This is a genomic window from Photobacterium chitinilyticum (genome assembly GCF_004104355.1).
Lineage (GTDB): Bacteria > Pseudomonadota > Gammaproteobacteria > Enterobacterales > Vibrionaceae > Photobacterium > Photobacterium chitinilyticum.
Genome location: NZ_RJLM01000001.1, coordinates 124,308 through 147,381 on the forward strand (window position 1 = coordinate 124,308; position 23,074 = coordinate 147,381).

A 23,074-nucleotide genomic window follows, 5' to 3' on the forward strand; every position below is an offset into this window, starting at 1 on the left:
AAATGAACATAAAAAGATTAACTTGCTTTAAAGCTTATGATATTCGAGGTCAGCTAGGTAACGAGCTGAACAACGATATTGCCTATCGAATTGGCCGTGCTTTTGGTCAGCAGCTGCAAGCGGAAAGCGTGGTCGTGGGAGGTGATGTTAGGCTGACATCCGAAGAGCTTAAACAATGTCTTGCCGAAGGTTTAATGGACGCCGGTGTTGATGTGATTGATATCGGTATGACAGGCACTGAAGAAATATACTTTGCCACAAAGCATCTAGGTGTGGATGGTGGGGTAGAAGTCACGGCGAGTCATAATCCTATGGATTACAACGGGATGAAGTTAGTTCGTGAAGATGCCAAGCCGATCAGTGGTGATACTGGTCTGCGCGATATTCAAGCTTTGGCTGAAGAGAATAATTTCCCAGCAGTAATTAAGCGTGGAAAGCTGACTAAGCAGTCGAACTTAGTGCCTTATGTCGATCACCTGATGACCTACATTACCCCTGATAACATTAAACCAATGAAGCTCGTAGTAAATTCGGGTAACGGTGCGGCGGGTCATGTTATTGATGAAATTGAACTGCGCTTTAAAGCGTTAAACATACCCGTTGAATTTATCAAAGTTCATCATGATGCAGATGGTAATTTTCCTAATGGTATTCCAAATCCACTGCTACCTGAGTGTCGAGCCGATACCGCTAATGCGGTGATTGCCCATCAAGCGGATATGGGTATTGCCTGGGATGGTGACTTTGACCGTTGTTTCCTATTTGATGAAAACGGCGAGTTTATTGAAGGATACTATATCGTTGGTTTGCTTGCCGAAGCTTTTCTGCAAAAAGATCCTGGCGCAAAAATTATCCATGATCCTCGATTAAGCTGGAATACAATCGATGTAGTAGAAGCCACCGGTGGTAAGCCAGTAATGTCTAAGACTGGGCATGCCTTTATCAAAGAACGCATGCGCAAGGAGGATGCGGTATACGGTGGTGAAATGAGTGCTCACCATTACTTCCGAGATTTTGCATACTGTGACAGTGGTATGATCCCATGGTTACTTGTGACAGAGCTTCTTTGTGTGAAAGGGTTAGCTTTATCGGAGACCGTCAAGGCTAGGATTGAAGCTTATCCGTCTTCTGGCGAAATTAACTCTAAGATAGAGAATCCTGCAGAGGCAATAGCTCGTGTGCGCGCTGCTTATGAGCCTGAAGCGAAAGTCGTTGATGAGACAGATGGTATCTCGCTTGAGTATGAAAATTGGCGATTTAATCTTCGTTCGTCGAACACAGAGCCTGTTGTGAGGCTAAACGTTGAATCTAAGAGTAATATTGCTTTGATGAAGCAGAAAACTAAAGATATTTTAGAAATTCTTCGTTCTTAATGAGTATTGAATTGATGGCTGCCAATTAGGCAGCCTGTTTTGTAGGTGTGTTGTGAAAGTATCAATAATTACTGTTTGTTATAATTCAGAAAAGACTATTGAAGATACGTTGAAATCGGTACAAGGGCAAACCTATACTGATATCGAGTATATTGTTGTTGATGGATTGTCAACTGATAAGACCAATGAGATCATTGCACAATATTCTGATGTCGTATCTGTTCATATCTCTGAAAAAGATAACGGTTTGTATGATGCAATGAATAAAGGTATTAATCTTGCGTCAGGCGATGTTGTTGGTATCTTGAATTCAGATGATATTTTCTCTTCCTCTCAAAGTGTAGAGAAAATAATGTCAGGGTTTGTTTCAAAAGAGATTGATGCAGTATATTCTGATTTGGTTTATGTGGCTGAAAATGACCTCAATAAGATATCTCGTCTATATAGTTCGAAGGTATTTAAAAAGTCCCTGATTAAGCTTGGTATCATGCTGCCTCATCCTACATTTTATGTTAAGAAAAAGGCTTATGATAACTTGGGATTATATAAAACAAATTATCGTGTGGCTGCTGATTTTGAATTAATTGCTCGTTTTATATCAAGTGGTGTCACGGCAAAACGGATACCTGAGATAACGGTTAAAATGCGAGAGGGAGGAATCAGTTCAAGTGGCTTATTATGGCGCATACATCAAAATTTTGAAATAGTCAGAGCGTGTCGGGAAAATGGTATTAGAACTAATATTTTTCTTGTGATGTTAAAGCTTCCTTATAAACTTGCTACGTTAATGACAAGATGGTTTGTGAAGGTGCCAGCATGAGTGTTTTGCTAACTGGCGCTACAGGATTTGTTGGCCGCGCTTTTTACCAGGCTTATAAGGGCGATACAACGTGTGTAGTCCGTCACGGAGAAAAGCATTGTTTCAACAGCTTTTTCGAGATTGAGAGCCTTCATTCAGCAACTGAGTGGGAGGGGGCGTTCAATTCAGAAGTCGAAGCGGTCATTCATCTAGCAGGATTGGCTCATAGCAACACTTTTACCGACAAGGATTTTTTTCAAGTAAACACTGAAGGAACGTTACACCTTGCTCGTGAGGCGGCAAAAGCTGGTGTGAAGCGTTTTGTCTTTGTTAGCTCTATTGGTGTAAATGCTGTCGGTACTTCTGGAACAGCAATTGATGAAATGGCGGATGCTAAACCTCATAATAGCTATGCTGAGTCAAAGCATCTAGCTGAACAGGGGTTGATGCAAATTGCTGAAGAAACCGGATTAGAAGTTGTAATTGTCCGCCCAACGCTTGTCTATGGCGATGGTGCACCAGGAAATTTTGGTAGTTTAGTAAGACTTATAAAGAATGTTTTTGTTCTACCATTTGGTCTATGTCGTAATAAGCGTAGCTTTATCTCAGTTGATAACCTTTCTAGTTTCTTATATACCTGCGCAAAGCACCCGAAGGCTGCTGGTGAAACATTTGTAATTTCAGACGGTATCTCCGTGTCAATAGAAGAATTTACCAGCCAAATAGGTAGAGGCTTGGGTAAGTCTATAATTCAACTGCCTATTCCCACTTGGCTAATGCTGATGGCTGCAAAAATGATAGGCAAATCCTCTCAAGCTAATCAATTATTGGGCGATTTAGATGTAGACTCATCGAAGGCTCAGAAACTGCTTGACTGGGAACCATTAGAAACCATGGAACAAGCCATGGAAAAATTAAAATAATAGAGAAAGTTATGATTCGTATTTTAGATTTTATTCTTGCATTTGTTGGCCTATGTGTGACCTTTCCAATTTTACTTGTTGTTATTGTTCTGGGGTTATTTGATACTGGTGCACCAATCTTTCTCCAAACTCGAGTTGGAAAAAACAAGAAACCATTTACACTGATTAAGTTACGAACAATGTCAGTAGATACAAAGTCAGTTGCTAGTCACTTAGCGAGTACGGCATCTATAACACCTTTAGGCGGTTTTCTTCGAAAAACAAAAATTGATGAACTACCACAGTTAGTTAATGTGTTAAAGGGTGAAATGAGCTTTGTTGGACCGAGGCCAAACTTGTTTAACCAAGAAGAACTCATTGTGGAGCGTGATAAGCTAAATATTTATGATGCTCTGCCGGGCATTACTGGCCTTGCTCAGGTTAACGAAATTGATATGTCCACGCCAAAATTACTAGCAGAAACAGATAAGAAGATGCTGAAGACTATGACGGTTTATAATTACTTTAAGTATATTATTCTAACAGGGGTGGGTAAAGGGGCTGGTGACCGCGTTAAATGAAGTAAGCTCTTTGTCATGTAGTGCTTTATCTTGCTTGGTTGCTTGATTATACTACATGCTATTTTATGTTTGTAAGACATTTTTGTCTTTGTGTGGTAAATTTTGCTGAGGTTCTATGTCTTACCTTGATTATATTTTCTCAATCCCCCGTCCTGCCAAGCGTTTGATTAGTACTGCATTTGATACCCTTTTTATCGCAATGGCATTTTGGGGAGCGTTCTGGACTCGCTTTGGAGACCTAGGCTATTTTGCTGATTCTAGATACTGGCAGGTGCTTGGTATCTTAGTTGTATCTACGTTGTTTCTTTTTATTAAAGTAGGGTTGTATCGGGCGATTCTACGATATTTAAGTGTACATGCGCTGCTCACCATCGTTATCAGTGTCATCTTATCTTCCCTTTTCTTGGCGTTGTCTGCATATTTTTCGCACACCGTTATCCCCCGCTCAATACCTGTTATCTATGGTACATACTTGGTGGCTTTATGTGGTGGCTCTCGGCTACTGGTTCGTATCCTGGTATCTCAGAGCAATACTAAGAGGAAGCCGAGGGTACTTATCTACGGTGCAGGTGCGTCGGGACGTCAGTTGAGTAACTTATTACGTCAAGGTGATGAGTATCATCCTGTTGCCTTTCTCGATGATGATAGAAAACTTCAGAGTACAGTTGTACATGGCTTGACGGTTTATCACCCAAAGCATTTAAAAAGGCTATTCAAGAAAACTCATGTAGAAAAAATCTTACTGGCAATGCCGAGTGCTACTCGTGCCGAGCGTAAAGCGATTATTTCTTCATTAGTTCAACTACAGGTCGAAGTGCTATCTATTCCCAACCTAGCCGATATCGTTAATGGTTCAGCAAGCATTGATCAATTATGTGACGTGCCGATTGAAGATTTGCTCGGCCGAGATTGTGTTGCACCTCAACCTGAATTGCTAGAAGCCAATATTAAAAACAAAGTGGTGATGGTAACAGGTGCTGGTGGTTCAATTGGATCTGAGCTTTGTCGTCAAATAGTTCTGCAGAAGCCTAAAGCTCTGGTGTTGTTTGAATTATCCGAATTTGGTTTGTACATGATTGATAAAGAGTTATCAGAGTTCGTACAAACTGAAGGCCTAGAAGTAGAGATTATCCCTCTTCTCGGTTCTGTACAGCGTCAAAATCGGTTAGTTATGACTATGCAAAGCTTTAAGGTGCAAACGCTCTATCATGCAGCAGCCTATAAGCATGTTCCGCTGGTGGAGTACAACGTAGTTGAAGGCGTTCGAAATAATGTCTTTGGTACATACTATACTGCATTAGCTGCAATTGAAGCTGGTGTTGAATCTTTTGTTTTGATATCAACAGATAAAGCCGTGCGGCCTACCAATGTGATGGGGACAACAAAACGCCTTGCAGAGTTGGCTTTGCAATCATTAGCGGCAGAGAATACCGGTACCCGTTTCTGTATGGTACGTTTTGGTAATGTGCTCGGTTCTTCCGGTTCTGTGATCCCACTGTTTAAGAGACAAATTGCTGCCGGTGGTCCGGTTACTGTTACGCACCCCGATATTATTCGTTATTTTATGACAATCCCAGAGGCTGCCCAGTTAGTGATTCAAGCTGGAGCTATGGGCAAGGGTGGCGATGTTTTTGTCCTTGATATGGGGGAGCCTGTGAAGATTGTTGATTTGGCTAAAAACCTTATTCAGCTATCAGGGCTTGAAGTCATGTCAGATGATAAGTTAAATGGTGATATAGAGATTAACTATACAGGTCTTCGCCCTGGTGAGAAGTTATTTGAAGAACTATTGATTGGCGACAACGTCGGCAAGACTGAACATGAACGTATTATGACTGCGAATGAGATATTTCTTTCGTATGAAGACTTGAAAGTGGTACTAACAAAGTTAGACGAGGCTTGTCATAAATTTGAGCATGAAAAGATCCGCCAGATTCTATTGGATACCCCAACAGGCTTTAATCCCACGGATGGTATTGGTGATTTGGTGTGGCATGCAACCACGACTAGTAAACAAGGCATGAAGAAAGTAGGATCTAGAGTCGTTAACTGTGATGTCTAACTCTTATTGAACAGCTCTATATAATGAGCCTTCTATTTTTTGATATGAGTTTAATGCGTTATTAAAATGATAAAAGGAAGCTTTTGCGAGGGTTAGGCTTATATGTTCATGCGGTTTCCGTGAACTTTTTTGAGTATCAATTGAAACATCAAAGCTCAGGCATTTCCTCAATGCTTGAGCTTTGATGTTGATAAATCAACGTTTTATGAAAAGTAAAAAGGAGCCATTGTGAAAATTCTCGTTACCGGTGGTGCCGGTTCAGGGAAAATTCATGTACATGCCCATGCTTAAAGGGTTCATGGTCTAGTGAGCTCTCAATTTTTTAAATTAATTAGTTAGTACCATCACATAACAATCAATTCGCCGATGATCAATTTGTAGATCATTTTGAGTGTTTTAGGCGACTTAGAATTTGATTGGCCAGAGCTGAAAACAATGGGTATCGTGGTTTCGATTAGACAAGAAGAAGCCGTGGCGAAAGAGTCGGAATTTTCGGTTAGATACTACATCAGCTCGAAAAGCCTAAGCGCTAAATAATTGTTAAATGTCACGCGTTCACATTGGTTGGTTGAATCGATGCATTGGACGCTAGATACCGCTTTTGGTGAAGATGCTAGCCGAAAACGAGCAGAGGAAAGTGCAGAGAACTTCGCAAGGATCAGACAGATATGCTGAAAAGTGAAACAAGCTTGAAAGCGAGTATTCAACACAAAAGAGCGATGTGTGCGATGGATTCTGAGTACCTTTTGAAGGTTCTGGGAAGCCTTTATTGAGGGAATGTTCATGATTTTTCCGTGCCGCTTATCCGACACCTGCGAAAAGACCGACAAACTCTCGTTTGAACTGCACAAAAATTAATGCACAGTTTGGCATTCTGGCAAGCGACTGACAACTGACCCTGAAGAATATTCAAGCATATAAGTGATCATATGAAAGTTATCGATACTAAAATTCCGGATGTAAAAATTATTGAACCAACAGTCTTTGGTGATGACCGTGGTTTCTTTATGGAAACGTGGCGTCAAGATAGGTTTGATGAGCTTGTTGTAAAACGGACTTTTGTTCAAGAAAACCACTCTAAATCACTAAAAGGGGTTTTGCGAGGCTTACATTATCAGACCGAAAATACACAAGGTAAGTTGGTCCGCGTAGTGTCTGGTAAAATATTCGATGTAGCTGTGGATATTAGAAAAGAATCACCAACACTTGGGCAGTGGGTTGGGGTTGAACTATCAGAAGACAATAAGCGTCAATTGTGGATTCCTGAAGGCTTTGCTCACGGTTTTTATGTCATTAGTAATGAAGCTGAATTTGTTTATAAATGTACAGATTATTATAACCCGCAGGCTGAAGTATCGGTTCGTTGGGATGATCCAGTATTGAATATTACATGGCCGTTAAAAGGGGCTGATCCACTACTATCTCACAAAGACGCTAAAGGCGTTTTTTTTGAAGATATTAAGTACCTATAATTGACAAAGATATGAATTTATCATTATTTGTTTTACTTTTATGATTAGCGATTGCCATTGATAGAAAATGTTTAACACTGAAGATTTAATTTCAATTTTTAATCGCACCTTTCTCAATTCATATAACACCGAGCTCTTGCTCGGTGGTGACGAGCCAGTCTACTTACCAGCTAGCGAAGGTTATAAAAAACACCGAATTATCTTCGCTCGAGGTTATTTTGCATCGGCCTTACATGAGATTGCCCATTGGTGTATAGCTGGACCCAAGCGACGGCTGCTTGAAGATTATGGTTATTGGTATGAACCGGATGGACGCACAGCAGACGTACAGGCTGAGTTTGAAAAGGTAGAGATCAAGCCCCAGGCAGTAGAATGGATCTTATCAGCAAGCTGTGGTTTTCGGTTTCAGGTTAGCTGTGATAACCTGAGCGGCAACTGTGAACCGGACAGAGTTGGTTTCACTAACAAGGTAAGAGAGCAAGTGCTTATTTATCTAGAGCAAGGGATGCCGGAGCGAACAAAGGTATTGTCTGAGGCATTACGTGAGCATTACCAAATAGCTGTTTTGCTACCGGAGGATTTCTCAGAGCTTTAAGGCACTTGGACTAGTTAGTGAAAGAATTTATGATTCACAGGCACCAATTTTCAACAAAGAGTATAGTTATGATCCAGCAATATGAAGAAAAGCTACTGAACCTGATTGATCTGATGGTCGAAACCGCATCAGATGATGAACTTTTTGCTGGAGGCTATCTGCGTGGACATATCTCACTGTCAGCAGCTAACTGTGAAATGAATGGAGTCAGTACGATTGACGCGATGAACTCTGCTGTAGATATGAGCCTAGCCGAAGCTCAATCTGAGCTAAATCCTGCCGATCAGTTGATAGTTAAAGCAATGTGGGAACAGTTGCAACAGGGTACAATGTGATTTTTTGATTTGCTTGTTGTTATAAGCAGTAAAGGCGCCATGGATATGGCGCCATATTAGTGCATTATAATTAACTGTTAGTACTTAGATACTTACGTTTATAATCAGATGCTTTGGCAAAAATAAAAGTAGGGATTGATACCAGCAATAAACCTGCTGCATATATTAAATTTTCATTGGCCAAAAGTTGATAACCGCTTATTACAAATACACTTAACATCGTAAATAAGTTAAGTGCATGAATATAAGGGTGTTTAACAGTGAACTGAGCATATGCTCTAAACATGCTCTAACCTCTTTCTACAGTGTACGTCAAAATAATAATTATTTTCCCCTCCACCTTGTTGATGGAAGTGTTATTAGTGCGATAGTACTATACCTTATAGGGATATTCAGTATATAAAGGAACTTTTTCGTAGAGGTTCACACTTTGGGAGAGCTGCTTAAATAATAGTAGTTGTATTCTATCTGATGAATAAGCAATAGCAGTAGTGATAAGTGTATTGTTGAATTTTAGGGTAGTATCCTTAACCTCACGACAATTAAAAACTCAAATAAAAGGGAGAGCAATGCTCTCCCTTTTATGTTCGTGCTTAGTTCATTGCCTTCCGCCCATACCACGGGTAGCGTGCATCGGTTACGCTATATAGCTGGTACTTGCGGTTTAGCATCTGGCCACCATCACGACTTAGTGGTAACCAAGAAATGGTTGCACGGTTAGTACTTGGCTTCACGGTCATGATGTCAAACGGAATGGAGATATAGAATCCCTTGTTGTAGCTTCCTTCGCCGAACTCTTCTGCAGACAGGTTTGTTTTGGCGACAAAGGCCCCGGCAATTACGCCACTGTCGAACTGCTTGGAAAAATCTACAGTGATACCTTTATCTTCGGTCAGGTACTGGCCGGCACTGACTTTAAATAGGGTGTTCGGAAGCCATTCCCATTGTGGCTGGTAATAAACCGTAGCGTGACCAGTGATAGCGCCAGTTTGAACCCTATAGTTTCGGTTAGTCAGCGGGTCAAACTGTACTTCTTCAGTGAAGAAACCGAACTGAGAATCAGGATCTCGCTGAATTACGTAGTTGGCATCAACACCAACCGCCCAGTTACTACCTTGAGGGCGGTAAAGCACTTCACCACCGACACCACCAAACATCATTTCCAGATATCCGCCATAGGCCTGGCTGTACCAGTTATCGCCAAGGCGGTCCATCCATGTCAACTGAAGATTGTTCATCCTAACGGGGTTGTCATTGATGTATTGGCGAACCAAGGTACGGACGCGTTTTAGGTCGGTGCCATCAGGTGGAACTTCATATAAGAACTTGTCGTAGTTGTCATAGATGTTGAAGTAAACGGAACCGCCAAGCTCAACATGATCACCAAACCAGTAGTTGGCACCGGCATTGATGCCGATATTGAACATGTAAAAATTCTCTGAACCACCAAAGGACTGCTGAAGAGTCGGGGAGACACTAACATCCCAATCTTTGTCTGACGAGGCAATCAACGAACCTTGAGGTGTTTCAGGTGTGTTGACTGTCGCTGCATCTTCAACTTTTGCATCAAAGTATTCATTATTGGCAACTTGAGCAAACTGTTCGCCGTCAATTCGTGTTTCGGTAATAGCCTGACGGTTTGATGTCTCAATGAATCGGTATTCCTTCGCGTCAGGAACATGATTGGCAATGAGGGTTGCCGCACGTAGATGTGCCTCGGCTCTGTCACGATACTTAGTTTGTGGAGCAACCACCGTGACCGTTTCAGAATCACTGAAGATGGATGGGTCCTCATAACCTGCAATTTGATGAAGCTCTTGGGCTAGTTCTAGCCACTCTTCATTGTTAAGTTCAGCTGTATCGCCATTTGATTTAGCCTGATAAGTAGGTATCGGCTCATCTTGCCATATTGCTTTCAGGTCATTGAAGTTTGTATTGAGATTAAACCCGAATGTCCAGGTATTACCACGTTCATAGCTTAAACGGAGATCCCCCCAGTTGCCTAGGCGGTAGAGGGCGCCATAGTTGAACTTGCTGTCTTGCGACATGTCAGCATTATCAGCTAGAGCTGCAAAATCACTTAGGTAGTCATTGCCATCATACTCAACTTTTAGTCTTAGCGGCTGCCAAGGACTTTGGTATTCAACCCCACCAAAAACAGCGCTACATCCGGTAAACCAACGGTCAAAGTCGACGCTGCCACCTTTGCCTTTAAAATCGGTATTACGGTTACAGTCGTCACTTGCAGTTTTATCGCCGGTTAAATTTGCACTATTCCCGATGTAGCCCCAGCCAACACCAACAGTGAAATCAAACGGGCCGACATGCTTGCTGGCAGCAATGAACTCCCCGTCAAACAATCCGGTTCCCCCGAAGTCACGTATACCAATCGAGGTTTCTGGTATCCAATAGCTCTCTTTTAGTAAGCGGACTTTGAAGTCAATTCCCTTGTCAGTATATTTAGTGTTACCACTGAAGCTTGGATCTTTACTGTAAAGAAGATCCTGTACTAAGGTGTAGCGAATAGTGGATTCCAGCCAAGGAAGTAGCTGTAGTGAAACGGTATAATGATGATATTCATCATTATAAGTAGTTCCGACATTGAACTCACCCTCAGGAGACGTACGGCCGGATGGCATTTGGATCAAACCCACACCACCAAAATCGGACTGAGAAGGTTGGAATCTCGGGTAGCTAAATTCATCGGCCTGGCTGTGTAGTACCGGTAACATCGCTAATGTAATAGCTGATAAAGAGGTTTTAAATGCATTTTTCATTTACGGTGCCCGATTCCTTAACAGGTTAACGATGTCCTTATTGATAGTGCTGAATTCAGCTGGCAGTGAAGAAAAGCCAAGATAGATTGCCGCACCTGGGGCGATATCCAAATGGTTTTGGTTCCAGTAGGCAATAGGGTGTTGCTCTACTTTTCCATCAGGTTGAATTACCCAAGCCTCGCTATTATCTGAGCTGCTGATTGAAACAACATGCTCTAGATAATTATTGGCATCAAATCTTTCTTGCCAGGTAACCCACTTTGTTTGAAGCACTGCGCCTGTGATTAATACTGAGTTAGGCCGAGGAGGTAAAACAAGTGTCATACTCTGACTAACTAAAGGGTTTTGGGCGGAATTCACACGAATTTGGTCATAGTCAAGAGATGTGAAAATCCGTTGGCCAATCTGTAGTTGCTGTAACTGAGCTACGAGGCTGAGAACTGCTTGTCTCTTATCGCCTTTCCAGTGGGCTGCCAATAGCTCAAGCTGACTAATAACGTGCTGCTTTTGAGAGTGAGGGAAATACTTAAATAGCGCGGCACTTGTCCAGAAAATACTGCCTTTAGCCTGTTCATTAGAAAGCGTTAATTGATTGATATTAGCAATACTGTCACTCAATACTTGCTTAATTCGAACGGGTGTAGGATAGCTAAGTTGTAGTTGATGCTTATTGCTTAATGACGTTGTTACAATAACTTTGAGAGATTGACTATTGCTAGAAGAAGGTGCGTTTTCTTCATTAGAAGGAGTTTGTGCCAAAAGGCAAGAGCTAGTAAGTAAGCCAGCAAGGGCAATCAAAATGGTAATGCTATTTTTTATGGATCGCATTATCCGTGAAAAAGTTGAGGTGGCTGAGCCAACAAGTGATCTGAAAAAGAGCGGGTTCATGTTCATTCCATGTTATGAATAGGGCTTCAATAAAGTAATTTCAACATATGGCAAGCTAGGTGCAAGCTTTTGTCTGCTTTTTAGCACTTTACCTGTTATAGGGTGAAGCCAGAAGTCATTTTGATACTCTATACCGAGGCTAGAAGCCGTAACAGTTTCAGTAAAATGTAATGCTTCAATAGGAGTGTCATTGCTTAGAATTACTGCGTCTTTCTGACGCGCGAATTCAGACCTTAACGTATAGCCATAATGATAATCCGGTTGCCAGTCAATACTACGTTGCCAGCTGGTAGGAGTTGAAGATAAGTGAAGCCCGAGAGTGAGAGGATCTGGCTCAGAGCTTGATGTATCAATAAGATTACCTTGCGGTAGGTTAAGCGTTTTAACTATTCGGCCATTTTCTGTCACCAACATACCGTTGTCGGAAGACATCCATTTTAGCCGTATGGCTTGCGCTGGTGGTGTTTGATGCTTGTTTAAGCTGATTTTAGGCTCTGCCAGTGCTAAGACCATGAAAGCTTGAGGGCCGTCAGCAACCCGCGCATAAATGCTGGCATAAGGTAGATTTTGAATTTCGTCTTGAGTTAGCTTTGTATCTGTTTCACCAAACAGTGCAAGATTAACTGTATCGTTGACATCATTAAACTTCTGACTACAGCCTGATAAAATGGCCGAAATTAGGAGTACAGAGAAATAAAGAAAAGAACGTTGAAGTGATCGCATCCGAGTTGCAACTATCCATTTGTGAGTAACAGAATTTGTTGAAAACAACTTGTTTAGGAACAACTTGCTTAAAACAAAGGATTAACGATAACCGCACAGAGATGTGCGGTTATGTTCATATACAGCTGTTTCTTTTATTCTGTGCTCGATAATTACAAACGTAATTAACCTTGAGCAGAAACAGATGTTGTTGTTGAGTTATCGTTGTTGCTAGAGTCAGCTACTGCGACAGCCGCTACTGTAACGGCAGCAACAGCGGCTACAGCTGTTGCTGTAATACCGCCAGCAGCTGCAACAGTTGCGCCTGCTGTACCAGCAGCCGCGCCTGTTGATGCACCAGCGGTTGCTGCTGTTGTAGTTGCACTACCAGCAGTTGCAGAAGATGTTGCTCCAGCTGTTGTTGCTGTTGACGAGGTGCTGCCTGCCGCTCCTGCTGAAGTTTCAGTTGCAGCAAATGCAGAACTAGCCATTGATAGTGCAGCTAGCAGAGCAATTGTGGTTTTTTTCATCCTATTCCCTTATTTTTATAAAAATACATAAAAATGCGAAGTCACCTTCATTGGCAATGATATGAGCTTATTGGTTTGATGGCAATGGATTCACATAATTGTCGTTGAACTATTTTAACTTTGTCTAACAATTAATTTATAAGTATAAAGAGTGCTTTGACAGGAGACACTCGATGAAAATTGATGGCGAATACGCTAGCTAACTAATCATGTCAAACTTGTTTTTAGTCAATATCAGTGGCTTATGTGTGATTTGTTCCCTCGACTATAAAAGGATCATTTAAAAATGAAGTTCCTCTTAAGTAGAGTTTTGTGTAAAATAACGACCGTTTTACGCAAGCGGATAACTTCTGGTTTGATGTCATTTGCTTAGCATGAAAAAGTTGATAAGGCCGTTTTTGTTTGTTGCTTCTACATGTTCCAACGAATAAAACCCAGCGAGTTCCAGCGTCTCCAGTTAAGAGGAGGTTGGGTTTCGCAGTTTAGCACTAGGAATTAAAGCACATTGGGAGCTATAACCTAAGGGCGGTAGCGTGTCTCAATTTCATGGTGGGGTGTTTCACTCCTCGTCTATATGATAAGGTGTGCGCAATGAAGTGCATGGTCAACTGATAGCTAAACAATTAATAAAAGCGGAATGCTAATCTTAGAATTAGCCCTCATATATTTATTCATGCTACTGCATGAGCCCTTCACAAACATTATATTGAATCTACAAAATATGGATTTCACAAAAAAGCTTCTAATAACTGCTCTGGGCTCAGCTATGCTGGTAGGCTGCACGGTACCTGGGTCCCACTTAACTCTTGATGACAAGAAAGTTATCGAGGTTCAAAATCAAGAGAGTGACATTGCTGAACAAGTGAATGTATACCCTCTGACAGCAAGTGTTGTTAATCAATTCAAAACGCCTCGGGCCTTTTCTAAAACAAACCCAAGCTTAGATACCGAAGTTGCTCGTTATCGGTACCGAATTGGCCCTGGCGACATTCTGAATGTGACCATTTGGGATCACCCTGAATTAACTATTCCGGCGGGTTCTTATCGTAGTTCAAGCGAATCAGGTAATTGGGTTCATGCTGACGGGACGATTTTCTATCCGTATATCGGTTTGGTGAAGGTAGAAGGGAAGACGGTTACCGAAATTCGCGATGAAATGGCTAAACGCCTTGCCGCTTTCATTGAGAGCCCACAGGTTGATGTCAACGTTGCGGCTTTTCGTTCTAAAAAGACGTATATCACCGGTGAAGTGAGTACTCCGGGTCAACAAGCTATTACCAATGTACCTCTCACTTTATTAGATGCGATAAATAAGGCTGGTGGGCTTGAGGTAGATGCTGATTGGCGCAACGTCACGTTAACTCGTAATGGTGTGGAAGAGCAACTCTCTTTGTATGCGCTAATGCAACGTGGCGATCTAACACAAAATCGACTTCTTCGCCCTGGTGATATTGTTCACGTTCCTCGAAACGATGCTCAGAAAGTTTTTGTGATGGGCGAGGTGAACGAGCCTAAGTTACTTAAAATTGATCGTGCAGGTATGAGCCTGACAGAAGCGCTCAGTAACGTTGGTGGGATTAGTCAGCTTTCAGCTGATGCGACGGGCGTCTTTGTTATTCGTGGTAGTAAAGAGAATTCAAAAGAGACAGAAACCGCAACTCAAACTGTTGCCAATATTTATCAGCTCAATATTCAAGATGCATCTGCCTTATTGATCGGTACCGAGTTTGAGCTTGAACCTTACGACATTGTTTATGTCACGGCTGCTCCAATTGTTCGTTGGAACCGCGTTATTTCACAAATCGTTCCGACAATCTCTGGCTTCAATGACCTAACTGAAGGCGTATTGCGGATCAGAACTTGGCCATAGGAACGGAGCGCTTAAAAGCGGACCTATGGTTCTAAGGCCCTATGGCTCGATGGCCTTATGAAAGTGAAAAGGTCATCACTAAAAGGATTATTAGATGAGAAGCCTAGGGTTTGAAAAGCTGGATGTTTGGAAAAAAAGCTCCAGACTATCAGTTGAGATAGTTAAAGCATTAAAGGGTTGTAGAAACTATGGCTTTGTTGATCAGTTAACAAGAAGCTCTTTGTCAATACCTTCAAATATTTCTGAAGGTGAGGAGAGAGAAACGGTTAAGGAATCAGCACGTTTTCTTTATTTCTCAAAAGGCTCATGCGGCGAAGTGATAACTCAGCTTTATATTGGAATAGAGCTGGGTTACATTCCCAAAGAGCAAGGGATGGGCTTTATTAAAGATGCAAAGCATATTTCTGTAATGCTAGCCAAAATGATCAAACTTAGAAAAGGAACGGTTCGGTAGTGGCAAGAACGGTAAAAGGTCTGAGCGGAAAAGTTTTATAGGACTTTAGAGCCTATGAAATCTGTCTGCAGGACCACAGGACCACAGGACCGCTCTTAGGAAAAACTTATGTTTAACAAAATCCTTGTCGTCTGTGTCGGCAACATTTGCCGCTCACCATCAGGCGAATATTTACTAAAAAAATTATTGCCTAACAAGCATATCGCATCAGCTGGTGTTGGTGCGCTTGTTGGCAAACCTGCTGATAAAATGGCGGCTGAAGTAGCTTTGGAACATGGTGTTAGCCTAGAAGATCACGTGGCGCAACAGCTATCTAGCGAACTGTGTCGCGACTATGACCTTATCCTTGTGATGGAAAAAGGCCATATAGAAGCCGTAACAAAGATTGCTCCTGAAGCCCGAGGAAAGACGATGTTGTTCGGACAATGGATTGGCCAGAAGGATATTCCTGATCCCTACCGCCAAAGCCGCGAAGCTTTTGATCACGCTTATAGCTTGATTGATGAAGCCGCAAGCGCATGGGCAAAGAAATTGTAAAAAATCTAGGGACGAGATTTAAGTAACGAGTGACTGTATTGCACTTGCCACTCGTCCCACGAAAATCAACACTCATTACTGGAAATAACTATGAGCGTTACGCAAAACGTACAAGTCAAGCAGATCGACTCCGATGAGATCGATGTGGGTAAGTTGTTTGGTATTTTGTTAGATAATCGCTGGAATATTATTGCTATTACCTTCATTTTTGCCATATTCGGCGTTGCTTATGCCTTGTTGGCGACACCTATTTATAAAGCCGATGCATTAATTCAGGTTGAAACCAAAAGTTCTGGAGTGCCGGCGCTGGGTGATATGGGGGAGTTGTTCGCCTCCGAATCATCTGCAACTACCGAAATTGAGATCATTAAGTCACGCATGATCCTAGGCAGCACTGTTGATAAGCTGAACCTGGCCACGGTTATTTCACCTAATTATTTACCAGTTATTGGTAAAGGCTTGGCGCGCATTCAGGGTAAGGAGAACGATGTTGAGATCAGCCGTTTTGAAGTCCCAGATTATATCGACATTCCTGTCTTTACCTTACGAGTGACCGACAGTGCTGCGGGGGAGTTTGAATTGCTTGATAGTAACGATCGTTCCGTGTTAACTGGTCAAGTTGGTGTGTTAGCCCAGCAAGGTGACTTCCGCCTGTTTGTTACACAAATATCATCTGAAGATGGGACGTCGTTTACGGTTGCGAAAGTATCACGTTTAGATGCTATACAAGCACTGCAACAGAACCTGGCCGTGAGTGAACGCGGTAAACAAACCGGTATCCTGCAGCTGTCGTATATCGGTGAAAACCGTCGCGATATCGAACAAATCCTCAATGATATCAGCCAGAATTACTTTCTCCAAAATGTTGAACGTAATTCAGCGGAAGCGCAAAATAGCCTTGAGTTCTTGCGTGATCATTTGCCTGATATTAAAACAGAGTTAACCGCCTCTGAAGATAAGCTGAATCAATTCCGTCAGGCCAATGAGTCGGTTGATTTAGGATTAGAAGCGAAATCAACGCTGGATGTGATGGTTAGACTAGAAGCCCAGCTCAATGAACTGACGTTTAAAGAAAGTGAAATTTCCCAGCGATTTACCAAAGAGCACCCGGCGTATTTATCGCTGTTAGACAAGCGAAAGACGCTATTGGATAAGCGTGAAGGTTTGAACGCTCAGATCCAAAAGTTGCCGAAAACCCAGAGAGAGGTTCTGCGTCTAAGGCGCGATGTCGAAGTTAATCAACAAATCTATGTACAGTTACTGAACAAAGTGCAAGAGCTTAATATTGTAAAAGCTAGCACTGTGGGTAATGTGAGAATTCTTGATGCTGCGCAATCCTATACCCGCGCGGTGAAACCGAAGAAACCGCTGATTGTGGTGTTGGCAACGTTACTTGGTGGCATGTTGGCGGTGGCCTTTGCGCTGCTTCGTGCGGCTTTCCACCGCGGTGTGGAAAACCCCGATGAAATTGAAGCGATCGGTTTACCTGTTTATGCCAGTGTCCCGATGTCGGACTGGCAGATAGAGTTGGAGAAGAAGCAAAAGGGTAAGAAGAAACTAACGGTTGAAGATACGTTGCTAACAGCATCCAATCCAGCAGATTTGTCCATCGAAGCATTGCGAAGCCTACGTACAAGCCTTCATTTTGCGATGATGGAAGCAAAGAACAATATTCTGATGATTTCTGGTCCGAGTCCTGGTATTGGTAAATCTTTTGTATCAGCAAATATGGCGGCGGTAATCGCAAAATCAGGCTCCAAGGTACTAGTCATAGATGCTGATATGCGAAAAGGTCAGATGGAACGCCAGATGGCAGTAGGACATAAACCGGGGCTATCTGAATATCTAAGTGGCCAAGCTCAGATCGAATTACTCCTTAAACAGCCTGGAGTTGAAGGGTTGGACTATATCGGCCGCGGTAATGTACCACCTAATCCTTCTGAACTATTAATGCATCCTCGTTTCAAAGCGCTAATGGATTGGGCAGCGGAAAATTATGATATGGTGATTGTCGATACTCCACCTATTTTGGCAGTGACTGATCCGGCAATTGTCGGAGCTCATGCCGGAACAACGTTACTTGTAGGACGTTTTGGACAAAACTCTGTCAAAGAAATTGACGTAGCCAAGCAGCGTTTCGAACAAAACGGCATCGAAGTTAAAGGCTTTATTTTAAATGCAGTTGTGCGTAAAGCTAGTAGCTATTATGGCGGAAACTATGGTTACTATAACTATAGTTATGAGTCGAAAAAATAGGGTAACGCCTTGTTCGTTCTCGAGGACGCAATATAAAGGCGCTGATATCAGCGCCTTGTTTGTCGCTTTCTCTTAGGTTTCAATGCTAAATTACTTTAATAGCGCAACCTATTGGGACCCTTTCTCAAAAGGTAGCAAAACCCAAGGTTTACAAGGGCTAGCCCGCAATGGGCTGTCTCAAAATGAAATAAATCTGTCTCAGTATTGAATGAATAACTGAGAGCAACCTTTCAATAAATACAATGAAAAATCCCCTTCATTGCAAAATATGCTTTTGCATCATGGATATTATCATTTCAAAGTAGGCTTAAATTAGTGAAAATTCTAGTTACCGGTGGCGCAGGTTTTATCGGCTCTGCAGTCGTGCGTCATATTATTGAGAACACAACAGACAGTGTTGTGAATGTGGATTGCCTGACATACGCAGGTAACTTAGAGTCACTTTATTCTGTAGAAACAAGCGATCGTTATGCGTTTAAGCTAGTCAACATTTGTGACCGAGCGGCGCTTGATCGCGTGTTTGCTCAGCATCAACCTGATGCGGTCATGCATTTGGCGGCAGAAAGCCATGTAGACCGATCTATCACGGGGCCAGCTGCGTTCATTGAAACCAATATTGTAGGCACATACACCTTACTTGAAGCCACGCGTGACTATTGGAATCAGTTGGATGATTCTGCCAAACAAGCGTTCCGTTTCCACCATATCTCAACCGATGAGGTGTATGGTGACTTGCCACATCCTGATGAAGTACCTGAAGGTACAGAGTTACCGATGTTTTTGGAGACTACTTCATATGAGCCATCGAGCCCATATTCTGCGTCAAAAGCATCAAGTGACCATTTAGTACGCGCATGGCTACGCACGTACGGTTTGCCAACGATGGTCACAAACTGCTCAAACAACTACGGCCCATATCACTTTCCTGAAAAGCTCATTCCACTCGTGATTTTGAACGCGCTAGAAGGTAAAGCACTTCCGATTTACGGTAAAGGCGATCAAATTCGAGATTGGTTGTTTGTCGAAGATCATGCCCGCGCACTGTACAAAGTAGTAACCGAAGGTAAAGTCGGTGAGACCTACAATATCGGTGGCCACAATGAGAAGCAAAACCTTGAAGTGGTAAAAACTATTTGCTCAATTTTAGATACGTTAGTACCAAAAGAAACGGGGTATGCGCAGCAAATAACATACGTGCAAGACCGTCCTGGTCATGACAGACGCTATGCGATTGACTCAAGCAAAATGCAACGTGAGTTAGATTGGACACCAGTAGAGACTTTTGAAACAGGACTAAAGAAAACGGTTCAATGGTACTTGGATAACAGTGAATGGTGCAAACATGTCCAAGATGGCAGCTATCAACGTGAGCGTTTAGGCGTCGAATCAACAGAAATTAAGGGAAGCAAATAATGAAAGGGATTGTTTTAGCTGGTGGGTCAGGTACACGTCTTTACCCACTGACTCGTGGCACATCAAAGCAAATGTTACCTATTTACGACAAACCCATGATTTTCTATCCAATTTCGACGCTTATGTTGGCCGGTATTCGAGATATTTTAATTATTACGACACCAGAAGATCAAGCTGGCTTTAAGCGATTGTTAGGCGATGGTTCAGACTTCGGCATTAACTTTGAATATAAAGTGCAGCCAAGTCCAGATGGATTAGCTCAAGCATTCATTATTGGTGAAGAGTTCATTGGTGACGACTCGGTATGCTTAGTGCTTGGTGACAACATCTACTACGGTCAATCTTTTAGTGAGCAGCTTAAACGTGCTGGTGAACTAACTTCGCAAGGCCTAGCAACAGTATTTGGTTACCAAGTTAAAGACCCTGAACGTTTCGGTGTGGTTGAATTTGATAAAGAGATGAAAGCTGTCTCTATTGAAGAAAAGCCGGAGAAACCCAAATCAAACTATGCTGTTACTGGGCTTTATTTTTATGATAACCGCGTTGTAAACATGGCTAAGCAAGTAAAGCCCTCTGAGCGTGGTGAACTTGAAATTACCACACTTAATGAGATGTACTTAAATGACGAAACTTTAAATGTAGAGTTACTTGGTCGTGGCTTTGCATGGTTAGACACCGGAACGCATGAAAGCCTTCATGAAGCATCATCCTTTGTCGAAACTATTCAAAATGTACAAGGCCTGAAAGTTTCTTGCTTGGAAGAAATTGCATTTAACAATAGTTGGTTAAGCGTTGAAGATTTAGTTCGCTTAGCAGAACCCATGAAAAAGAATGATTACGGACACTATTTACTCCGAATTGCTTCAGAGTCACGAAAGGGAGCGAACTAATGAGAATATTAGTTACGGGGGCAAAAGGTCAAGTGGGATGCTGCTTAGTTGAACAGTTAAAGGATAAAGTTGAATTACTCGCTATTGATCGGGATGAACTAGATATTACTAATGAGCTTGCGGTTATTGAAACTGTTCAAGCATTCAAGCCGCATATTATCATCAATGCTGCTGCACATACAGCGGTCGATAAAGCAGAAGAGGAAGTAGAACTTTCTTATGCGATTAATCGTGATGGGCCTGAACATTTAGCCTTCGCAGCACAAAGTGTTGGTGCTGCTATTTTGCATATCTCAACGGATTATGTCTTTGAAGGCAACAAAGTGGGTGAGTATGCAGAAACAGATACTACCAGCCCGCAAGGGGTTTATGGTGAAAGCAAATTAGCGGGTGAGATTGCTGTTGCTAAAGCGTGCGATAAACACATTATCCTTCGTACTGCATGGGTGTTTGGTGAGAACGGCAATAATTTTGTCAAAACCATGCTACGTCTAGGCGCAACGCGTGATGAATTAAGTATTGTTGGTGACCAGTTTGGTGGTCCAACGTACGCAGGCGATATTGCTAAAGCGTTAATTCAAATAGCTAAGTGCATTAGCCTAAGTGATAGCGTTGATTACGGTATTTACCATTATGCAGGCTTACCCCATGTGAGTTGGTGCGAGTTTGCAGAAGTCATTTTTGATTCAGCTGTTAAGCAAAACGTTATCTCACAAAAACCGAGCTTAACCAGTATTACTACCGAGCAATACCCCACGCCGGCGAAACGCCCAAGTAATTCGCGGTTAAGTACGGATAAAATCAAGCAGACGTTCTCTGTAGAAGCCTGCGACTGGAAGGCGGCATTAAACAATATTAAAGCTTACGTAGGATAAGAAATGAAAGTAATTGAGACACGTATTCCTGATGTGAAAATTATTGAACCCAGTGTTTTTGGTGATGAACGTGGTTTTTTTATGGAAACCTGGAACCAAAAGCGATTTGAAGAATTAGTAACAGGTAAGCCGACACAATTTGTACAAGATAACCACTCAAAATCTAAGAAAGGGATTTTACGCGGTTTGCATTACCAAACAGAAAATACGCAAGGTAAGCTTGTGCGTGTAGTGTTAGGTGAGGTGTTTGATGTTGCTGTCGATATTCGACGAGGGTCGCCAACGTTTGGTCAATGGGTCGGTGAATACCTTTCAGCTGAGAATAAGCGTCAGTTATGGGTTCCAGAAGGCTTTGCCCATGGCTTTTATGTGACCACTGAAGAAGCTGAATTTGTTTATAAGTGCACGGATTATTATAACCCAGGTGCGGAGCTCTCTATTCTATGGAATGACAAGAATCTGGCAATTGAGTGGCCAATAGAAGGAACGGTCCAGCTCTCTGAGAAAGATATGTTGGGTGATTTAATTGAAAAAACGATGGGTTTATAATGAAAAAAGTTGCTGTCGTTGGAATAGTCGGCTTGCCTGCATGCTACGGTGGCTTTGAGACTCTTGTTGAAAACCTTACTGGTAATGTATCAGATGATATAACTTATTCCGTTTTCTGTTCTAGTAAGTCTTATGATATTAGAAAGGCAGAGCATAATGGAGCTAAACTTGATTATTTGCCATTGAGTGCAAATGGTATTCAGAGTATACCGTATGATATTTTTTCTCTAATTAAATGCTGGGGGTTAAAACCAGACGTCACTTTAATTTTAGGTGTCTCAGGTTGTATTTTTCTCCCAGTTTTTAGGCTGTTCTCCAAGTCGAAAATTATTACCAATATTGATGGTTTAGAGTGGAAAAGAGAAAAATGGCATCCATTGGCTAAAAAATTTCTTAAGCTCTCTGAAAAAATTGCCGTAAAATATTCAAATGTAATTATCTGTGATAATCAGGCAATAGGCGACTATGTGACCTCCGAATACGACACTATCAATACCATTATTGCTTATGGTGGTGACCATGTTATTCCAAAGAGTAATGTATTTGTTGATAGGGAAGACTTCTATTTCTCTGTTTGTAGGATTGAACCTGAGAATAACGTTGAAATGATACTTAAGGCATTCTCTAAAACGGATAAAAACTTGAAATTTGTGGGTAACTGGGATGCAAGTGATTTTGGTGCTAAATTAAAGCTTAAGTATAGTAACTATTCTAATATAGATATTATTGACCCCATCTACGACTTGGAAGAACTCTACAAGTTAAGAAAAGCTTGCAAGGGCTATCTTCATGGACATTCTGCAGGAGGTACCAATCCTTCATTGGTTGAAGCTATGCATTTTGGAATGCCTATTCTTGCCTTTAATTGTAGCTTTAATCGTTACAGTACAGAGGATAAGGCTATGTATTTTAGTTCTGCTGATTCACTAGTCTCACTTCTTGACAAAGATCACTCCTCTGCTTTTATTGTTAATGCCGCTAATATGCTAGAGGTAGCTCAACGGAAGTACACTTGGCAAAGGATCACTAATGCCTATGAGTTGACATACTGAGACTTTACCTATGAACTGGGTTTTGCTGCAGAATTGAGCTTAAGAGCGAACATCTATTTGTCTTCTTGTTTCTTTTGCGAAAATCGCGTTACTTTCATGACTATGTAGCATGATCGTGTTTCTGCTAAAAATTAAGCATTTTCAATATTCACTTGTATAATG

The 23,074-nt window shown here is 41.9% G+C and carries 22 protein-coding genes and 1 pseudogene; 18 read left to right on the plus strand and 5 right to left on the minus strand.

The genetic code is table 11. The annotated features are described in order from the left end of the window. Window positions 1-8 precede the first annotated feature (8 nt). From cpsG to EDI28_RS00690, 9 genes and pseudogenes are all read left to right on the plus strand, one after another. Window positions 9-1,373: a phosphomannomutase CpsG gene (gene cpsG / locus EDI28_RS00645; RefSeq protein WP_128782932.1), complete on the plus strand. Its 1,365-nt coding sequence runs from the start codon at window positions 9-11 to the stop codon at window positions 1,371-1,373. 52 nt (window positions 1,374-1,425) lie between these two features. Further along, complete coding sequence (locus EDI28_RS00650) at window positions 1,426-2,193, plus strand: glycosyltransferase family 2 protein (protein ID WP_128781919.1); 768 nt, start codon at window positions 1,426-1,428, stop codon at window positions 2,191-2,193. Beyond that, complete coding sequence (locus EDI28_RS00655) at window positions 2,190-3,095, plus strand: NAD-dependent epimerase/dehydratase family protein (RefSeq protein WP_128781920.1); 906 nt, start codon at window positions 2,190-2,192, stop codon at window positions 3,093-3,095. Before EDI28_RS00650 ends, EDI28_RS00655 begins: the two co-directional genes overlap by 4 nt. Before the next feature lie 11 nt (window positions 3,096-3,106). Then, window positions 3,107-3,655, plus strand: coding sequence for a sugar transferase (locus EDI28_RS00660; protein WP_128781921.1), 549 nt, complete (start codon window positions 3,107-3,109; stop codon window positions 3,653-3,655). Between the two features lie 115 nt (window positions 3,656-3,770). Beyond that, window positions 3,771-5,717: a polysaccharide biosynthesis protein gene (locus EDI28_RS00665; RefSeq protein ID WP_128781922.1), complete on the plus strand. Its 1,947-nt coding sequence runs from the start codon at window positions 3,771-3,773 to the stop codon at window positions 5,715-5,717. A 387-nt stretch (window positions 5,718-6,104) separates the two neighbouring features. Further along, window positions 6,105-6,490 (plus strand): annotated as a pseudogene (locus EDI28_RS27250) (ISAs1 family transposase); the annotation flags it as partial. Window positions 6,491-6,646: 156 nt separating this feature from the next. Then, on the plus strand, window positions 6,647-7,189 hold the full coding sequence (gene rfbC, locus EDI28_RS00680) for a dTDP-4-dehydrorhamnose 3,5-epimerase (protein WP_128781923.1): 543 nt from the start codon (window positions 6,647-6,649) through the stop codon (window positions 7,187-7,189). Window positions 7,190-7,256: 67 nt separating this feature from the next. Continuing rightward, a complete protein-coding gene (locus tag EDI28_RS00685; protein WP_128781924.1) occupies window positions 7,257-7,784 on the plus strand; it encodes an elongation factor P hydroxylase in 528 nt (175 codons plus the stop codon). Window positions 7,785-7,852: 68 nt separating this feature from the next. Then, window positions 7,853-8,119 (plus strand): YfcL family protein, encoded by a 267-nt coding sequence (locus tag EDI28_RS00690; protein WP_128781925.1) that lies wholly within the window; start codon window positions 7,853-7,855, stop codon window positions 8,117-8,119. 70 nt (window positions 8,120-8,189) lie between these two features. Here the strand turns inward: EDI28_RS00690 and EDI28_RS00695 are convergent, their stop codons facing one another. The 5 genes from EDI28_RS00695 to EDI28_RS00715 all read right to left on the minus strand — a co-directional run bounded on the left by EDI28_RS00695 (window position 8,190) and on the right by EDI28_RS00715 (window position 13,016). Continuing rightward, window positions 8,190-8,405, minus strand: a complete 216-nt coding sequence (locus tag EDI28_RS00695) for a hypothetical protein (RefSeq protein WP_128781926.1) — start codon at window positions 8,403-8,405, stop codon at window positions 8,190-8,192. Window positions 8,406-8,712: 307 nt separating this feature from the next. Further along, a complete protein-coding gene (locus EDI28_RS00700; RefSeq protein ID WP_128781927.1) occupies window positions 8,713-10,896 on the minus strand; it encodes a YjbH domain-containing protein in 2,184 nt (727 codons plus the stop codon). After that, window positions 10,897-11,784: a capsule biosynthesis GfcC family protein gene (locus EDI28_RS00705; RefSeq protein ID WP_233353241.1), complete on the minus strand. Its 888-nt coding sequence runs from the start codon at window positions 11,782-11,784 to the stop codon at window positions 10,897-10,899. Between the two features lie 12 nt (window positions 11,785-11,796). After that, window positions 11,797-12,555, minus strand: a complete 759-nt coding sequence (locus EDI28_RS00710) for a YjbF family lipoprotein (RefSeq protein WP_325062636.1) — start codon at window positions 12,553-12,555, stop codon at window positions 11,797-11,799. A 116-nt stretch (window positions 12,556-12,671) separates the two neighbouring features. Then, window positions 12,672-13,016, minus strand: a complete 345-nt coding sequence (locus tag EDI28_RS00715; RefSeq protein ID WP_128781928.1) for a hypothetical protein — start codon at window positions 13,014-13,016, stop codon at window positions 12,672-12,674. A gap of 721 nt (window positions 13,017-13,737) precedes the next feature. Between EDI28_RS00715 and EDI28_RS00720 the strand changes: the two genes are divergently transcribed. The 9 genes from EDI28_RS00720 to EDI28_RS00760 all read left to right on the plus strand — a co-directional run bounded on the left by EDI28_RS00720 (window position 13,738) and on the right by EDI28_RS00760 (window position 22,912). Further along, complete coding sequence (locus tag EDI28_RS00720; RefSeq protein WP_128781929.1) at window positions 13,738-14,886, plus strand: polysaccharide export protein; 1,149 nt, start codon at window positions 13,738-13,740, stop codon at window positions 14,884-14,886. Between the two features lie 94 nt (window positions 14,887-14,980). Continuing rightward, entirely contained in the window at window positions 14,981-15,340 is a 360-nt protein-coding gene (locus EDI28_RS00725) for a four helix bundle protein (RefSeq protein WP_128781930.1), read from the plus strand. 108 nt (window positions 15,341-15,448) lie between these two features. Next, window positions 15,449-15,877, plus strand: a complete 429-nt coding sequence (locus tag EDI28_RS00730; RefSeq protein WP_128781931.1) for an arsenate reductase/protein-tyrosine-phosphatase family protein — start codon at window positions 15,449-15,451, stop codon at window positions 15,875-15,877. A 90-nt stretch (window positions 15,878-15,967) separates the two neighbouring features. Next, window positions 15,968-18,133, plus strand: coding sequence for a polysaccharide biosynthesis tyrosine autokinase (locus EDI28_RS00735; RefSeq protein ID WP_128781932.1), 2,166 nt, complete (start codon window positions 15,968-15,970; stop codon window positions 18,131-18,133). A 315-nt stretch (window positions 18,134-18,448) separates the two neighbouring features. Next, window positions 18,449-19,546, plus strand: coding sequence for a dTDP-glucose 4,6-dehydratase (rfbB, locus tag EDI28_RS00740; protein WP_128781933.1), 1,098 nt, complete (start codon window positions 18,449-18,451; stop codon window positions 19,544-19,546). After that, a complete protein-coding gene (rfbA, locus tag EDI28_RS00745) occupies window positions 19,546-20,436 on the plus strand; it encodes a glucose-1-phosphate thymidylyltransferase RfbA (protein ID WP_128781934.1) in 891 nt (296 codons plus the stop codon). The genes rfbB and rfbA overlap by 1 nt, the downstream gene beginning before the upstream one ends. Then, window positions 20,436-21,311: a dTDP-4-dehydrorhamnose reductase gene (gene rfbD, locus EDI28_RS00750; RefSeq protein ID WP_128781935.1), complete on the plus strand. Its 876-nt coding sequence runs from the start codon at window positions 20,436-20,438 to the stop codon at window positions 21,309-21,311. The genes rfbA and rfbD overlap by 1 nt, the downstream gene beginning before the upstream one ends. 3 nt (window positions 21,312-21,314) lie before the next feature. After that, a complete protein-coding gene (rfbC, locus tag EDI28_RS00755; RefSeq protein WP_128781936.1) occupies window positions 21,315-21,860 on the plus strand; it encodes a dTDP-4-dehydrorhamnose 3,5-epimerase in 546 nt (181 codons plus the stop codon). Further along, window positions 21,860-22,912 carry a DUF1972 domain-containing protein gene (locus EDI28_RS00760; protein WP_128781937.1) on the plus strand — a complete coding sequence of 351 codons (1,053 nt, stop codon included), beginning with the start codon at window positions 21,860-21,862 and terminating at the stop codon, window positions 22,910-22,912. Before rfbC (EDI28_RS00755) ends, EDI28_RS00760 begins: the two co-directional genes overlap by 1 nt. The last annotated feature ends 162 nt before the right edge of the window (window positions 22,913-23,074 follow it).

Coding starts and splice junctions, on each gene's coding strand:
- EDI28_RS00655 (WP_128781920.1), top strand. CDS start 2,190: ATGAGTGTTTTGCTAACTGGCGCTACAGGATTTGTTGGCCGCGCTTTT.
- EDI28_RS00660 (WP_128781921.1), top strand. CDS start 3,107: ATGATTCGTATTTTAGATTTTATTCTTGCATTTGTTGGCCTATGTGTG.
- EDI28_RS00665 (WP_128781922.1), top strand. CDS start 3,771: ATGTCTTACCTTGATTATATTTTCTCAATCCCCCGTCCTGCCAAGCGT.
- rfbC (WP_128781923.1), top strand. CDS start 6,647: ATGAAAGTTATCGATACTAAAATTCCGGATGTAAAAATTATTGAACCA.
- EDI28_RS00685 (WP_128781924.1), top strand. CDS start 7,257: ATGTTTAACACTGAAGATTTAATTTCAATTTTTAATCGCACCTTTCTC.
- EDI28_RS00690 (WP_128781925.1), top strand. CDS start 7,853: ATGATCCAGCAATATGAAGAAAAGCTACTGAACCTGATTGATCTGATG.
- EDI28_RS00695 (WP_128781926.1), bottom strand. CDS start 8,405: ATGTTTAGAGCATATGCTCAGTTCACTGTTAAACACCCTTATATTCAT.
- EDI28_RS00700 (WP_128781927.1), bottom strand. CDS start 10,896: ATGAAAAATGCATTTAAAACCTCTTTATCAGCTATTACATTAGCGATG.
- EDI28_RS00705 (WP_233353241.1), bottom strand. CDS start 11,784: ATGAACCCGCTCTTTTTCAGATCACTTGTTGGCTCAGCCACCTCAACT.
- EDI28_RS00715 (WP_128781928.1), bottom strand. CDS start 13,016: ATGAAAAAAACCACAATTGCTCTGCTAGCTGCACTATCAATGGCTAGT.
- EDI28_RS00720 (WP_128781929.1), top strand. CDS start 13,738: ATGGATTTCACAAAAAAGCTTCTAATAACTGCTCTGGGCTCAGCTATG.
- EDI28_RS00725 (WP_128781930.1), top strand. CDS start 14,981: ATGAGAAGCCTAGGGTTTGAAAAGCTGGATGTTTGGAAAAAAAGCTCC.
- EDI28_RS00730 (WP_128781931.1), top strand. CDS start 15,449: ATGTTTAACAAAATCCTTGTCGTCTGTGTCGGCAACATTTGCCGCTCA.
- EDI28_RS00735 (WP_128781932.1), top strand. CDS start 15,968: ATGAGCGTTACGCAAAACGTACAAGTCAAGCAGATCGACTCCGATGAG.
- rfbA (WP_128781934.1), top strand. CDS start 19,546: ATGAAAGGGATTGTTTTAGCTGGTGGGTCAGGTACACGTCTTTACCCA.
- rfbD (WP_128781935.1), top strand. CDS start 20,436: ATGAGAATATTAGTTACGGGGGCAAAAGGTCAAGTGGGATGCTGCTTA.
- rfbC (WP_128781936.1), top strand. CDS start 21,315: ATGAAAGTAATTGAGACACGTATTCCTGATGTGAAAATTATTGAACCC.
- EDI28_RS00760 (WP_128781937.1), top strand. CDS start 21,860: ATGAAAAAAGTTGCTGTCGTTGGAATAGTCGGCTTGCCTGCATGCTAC.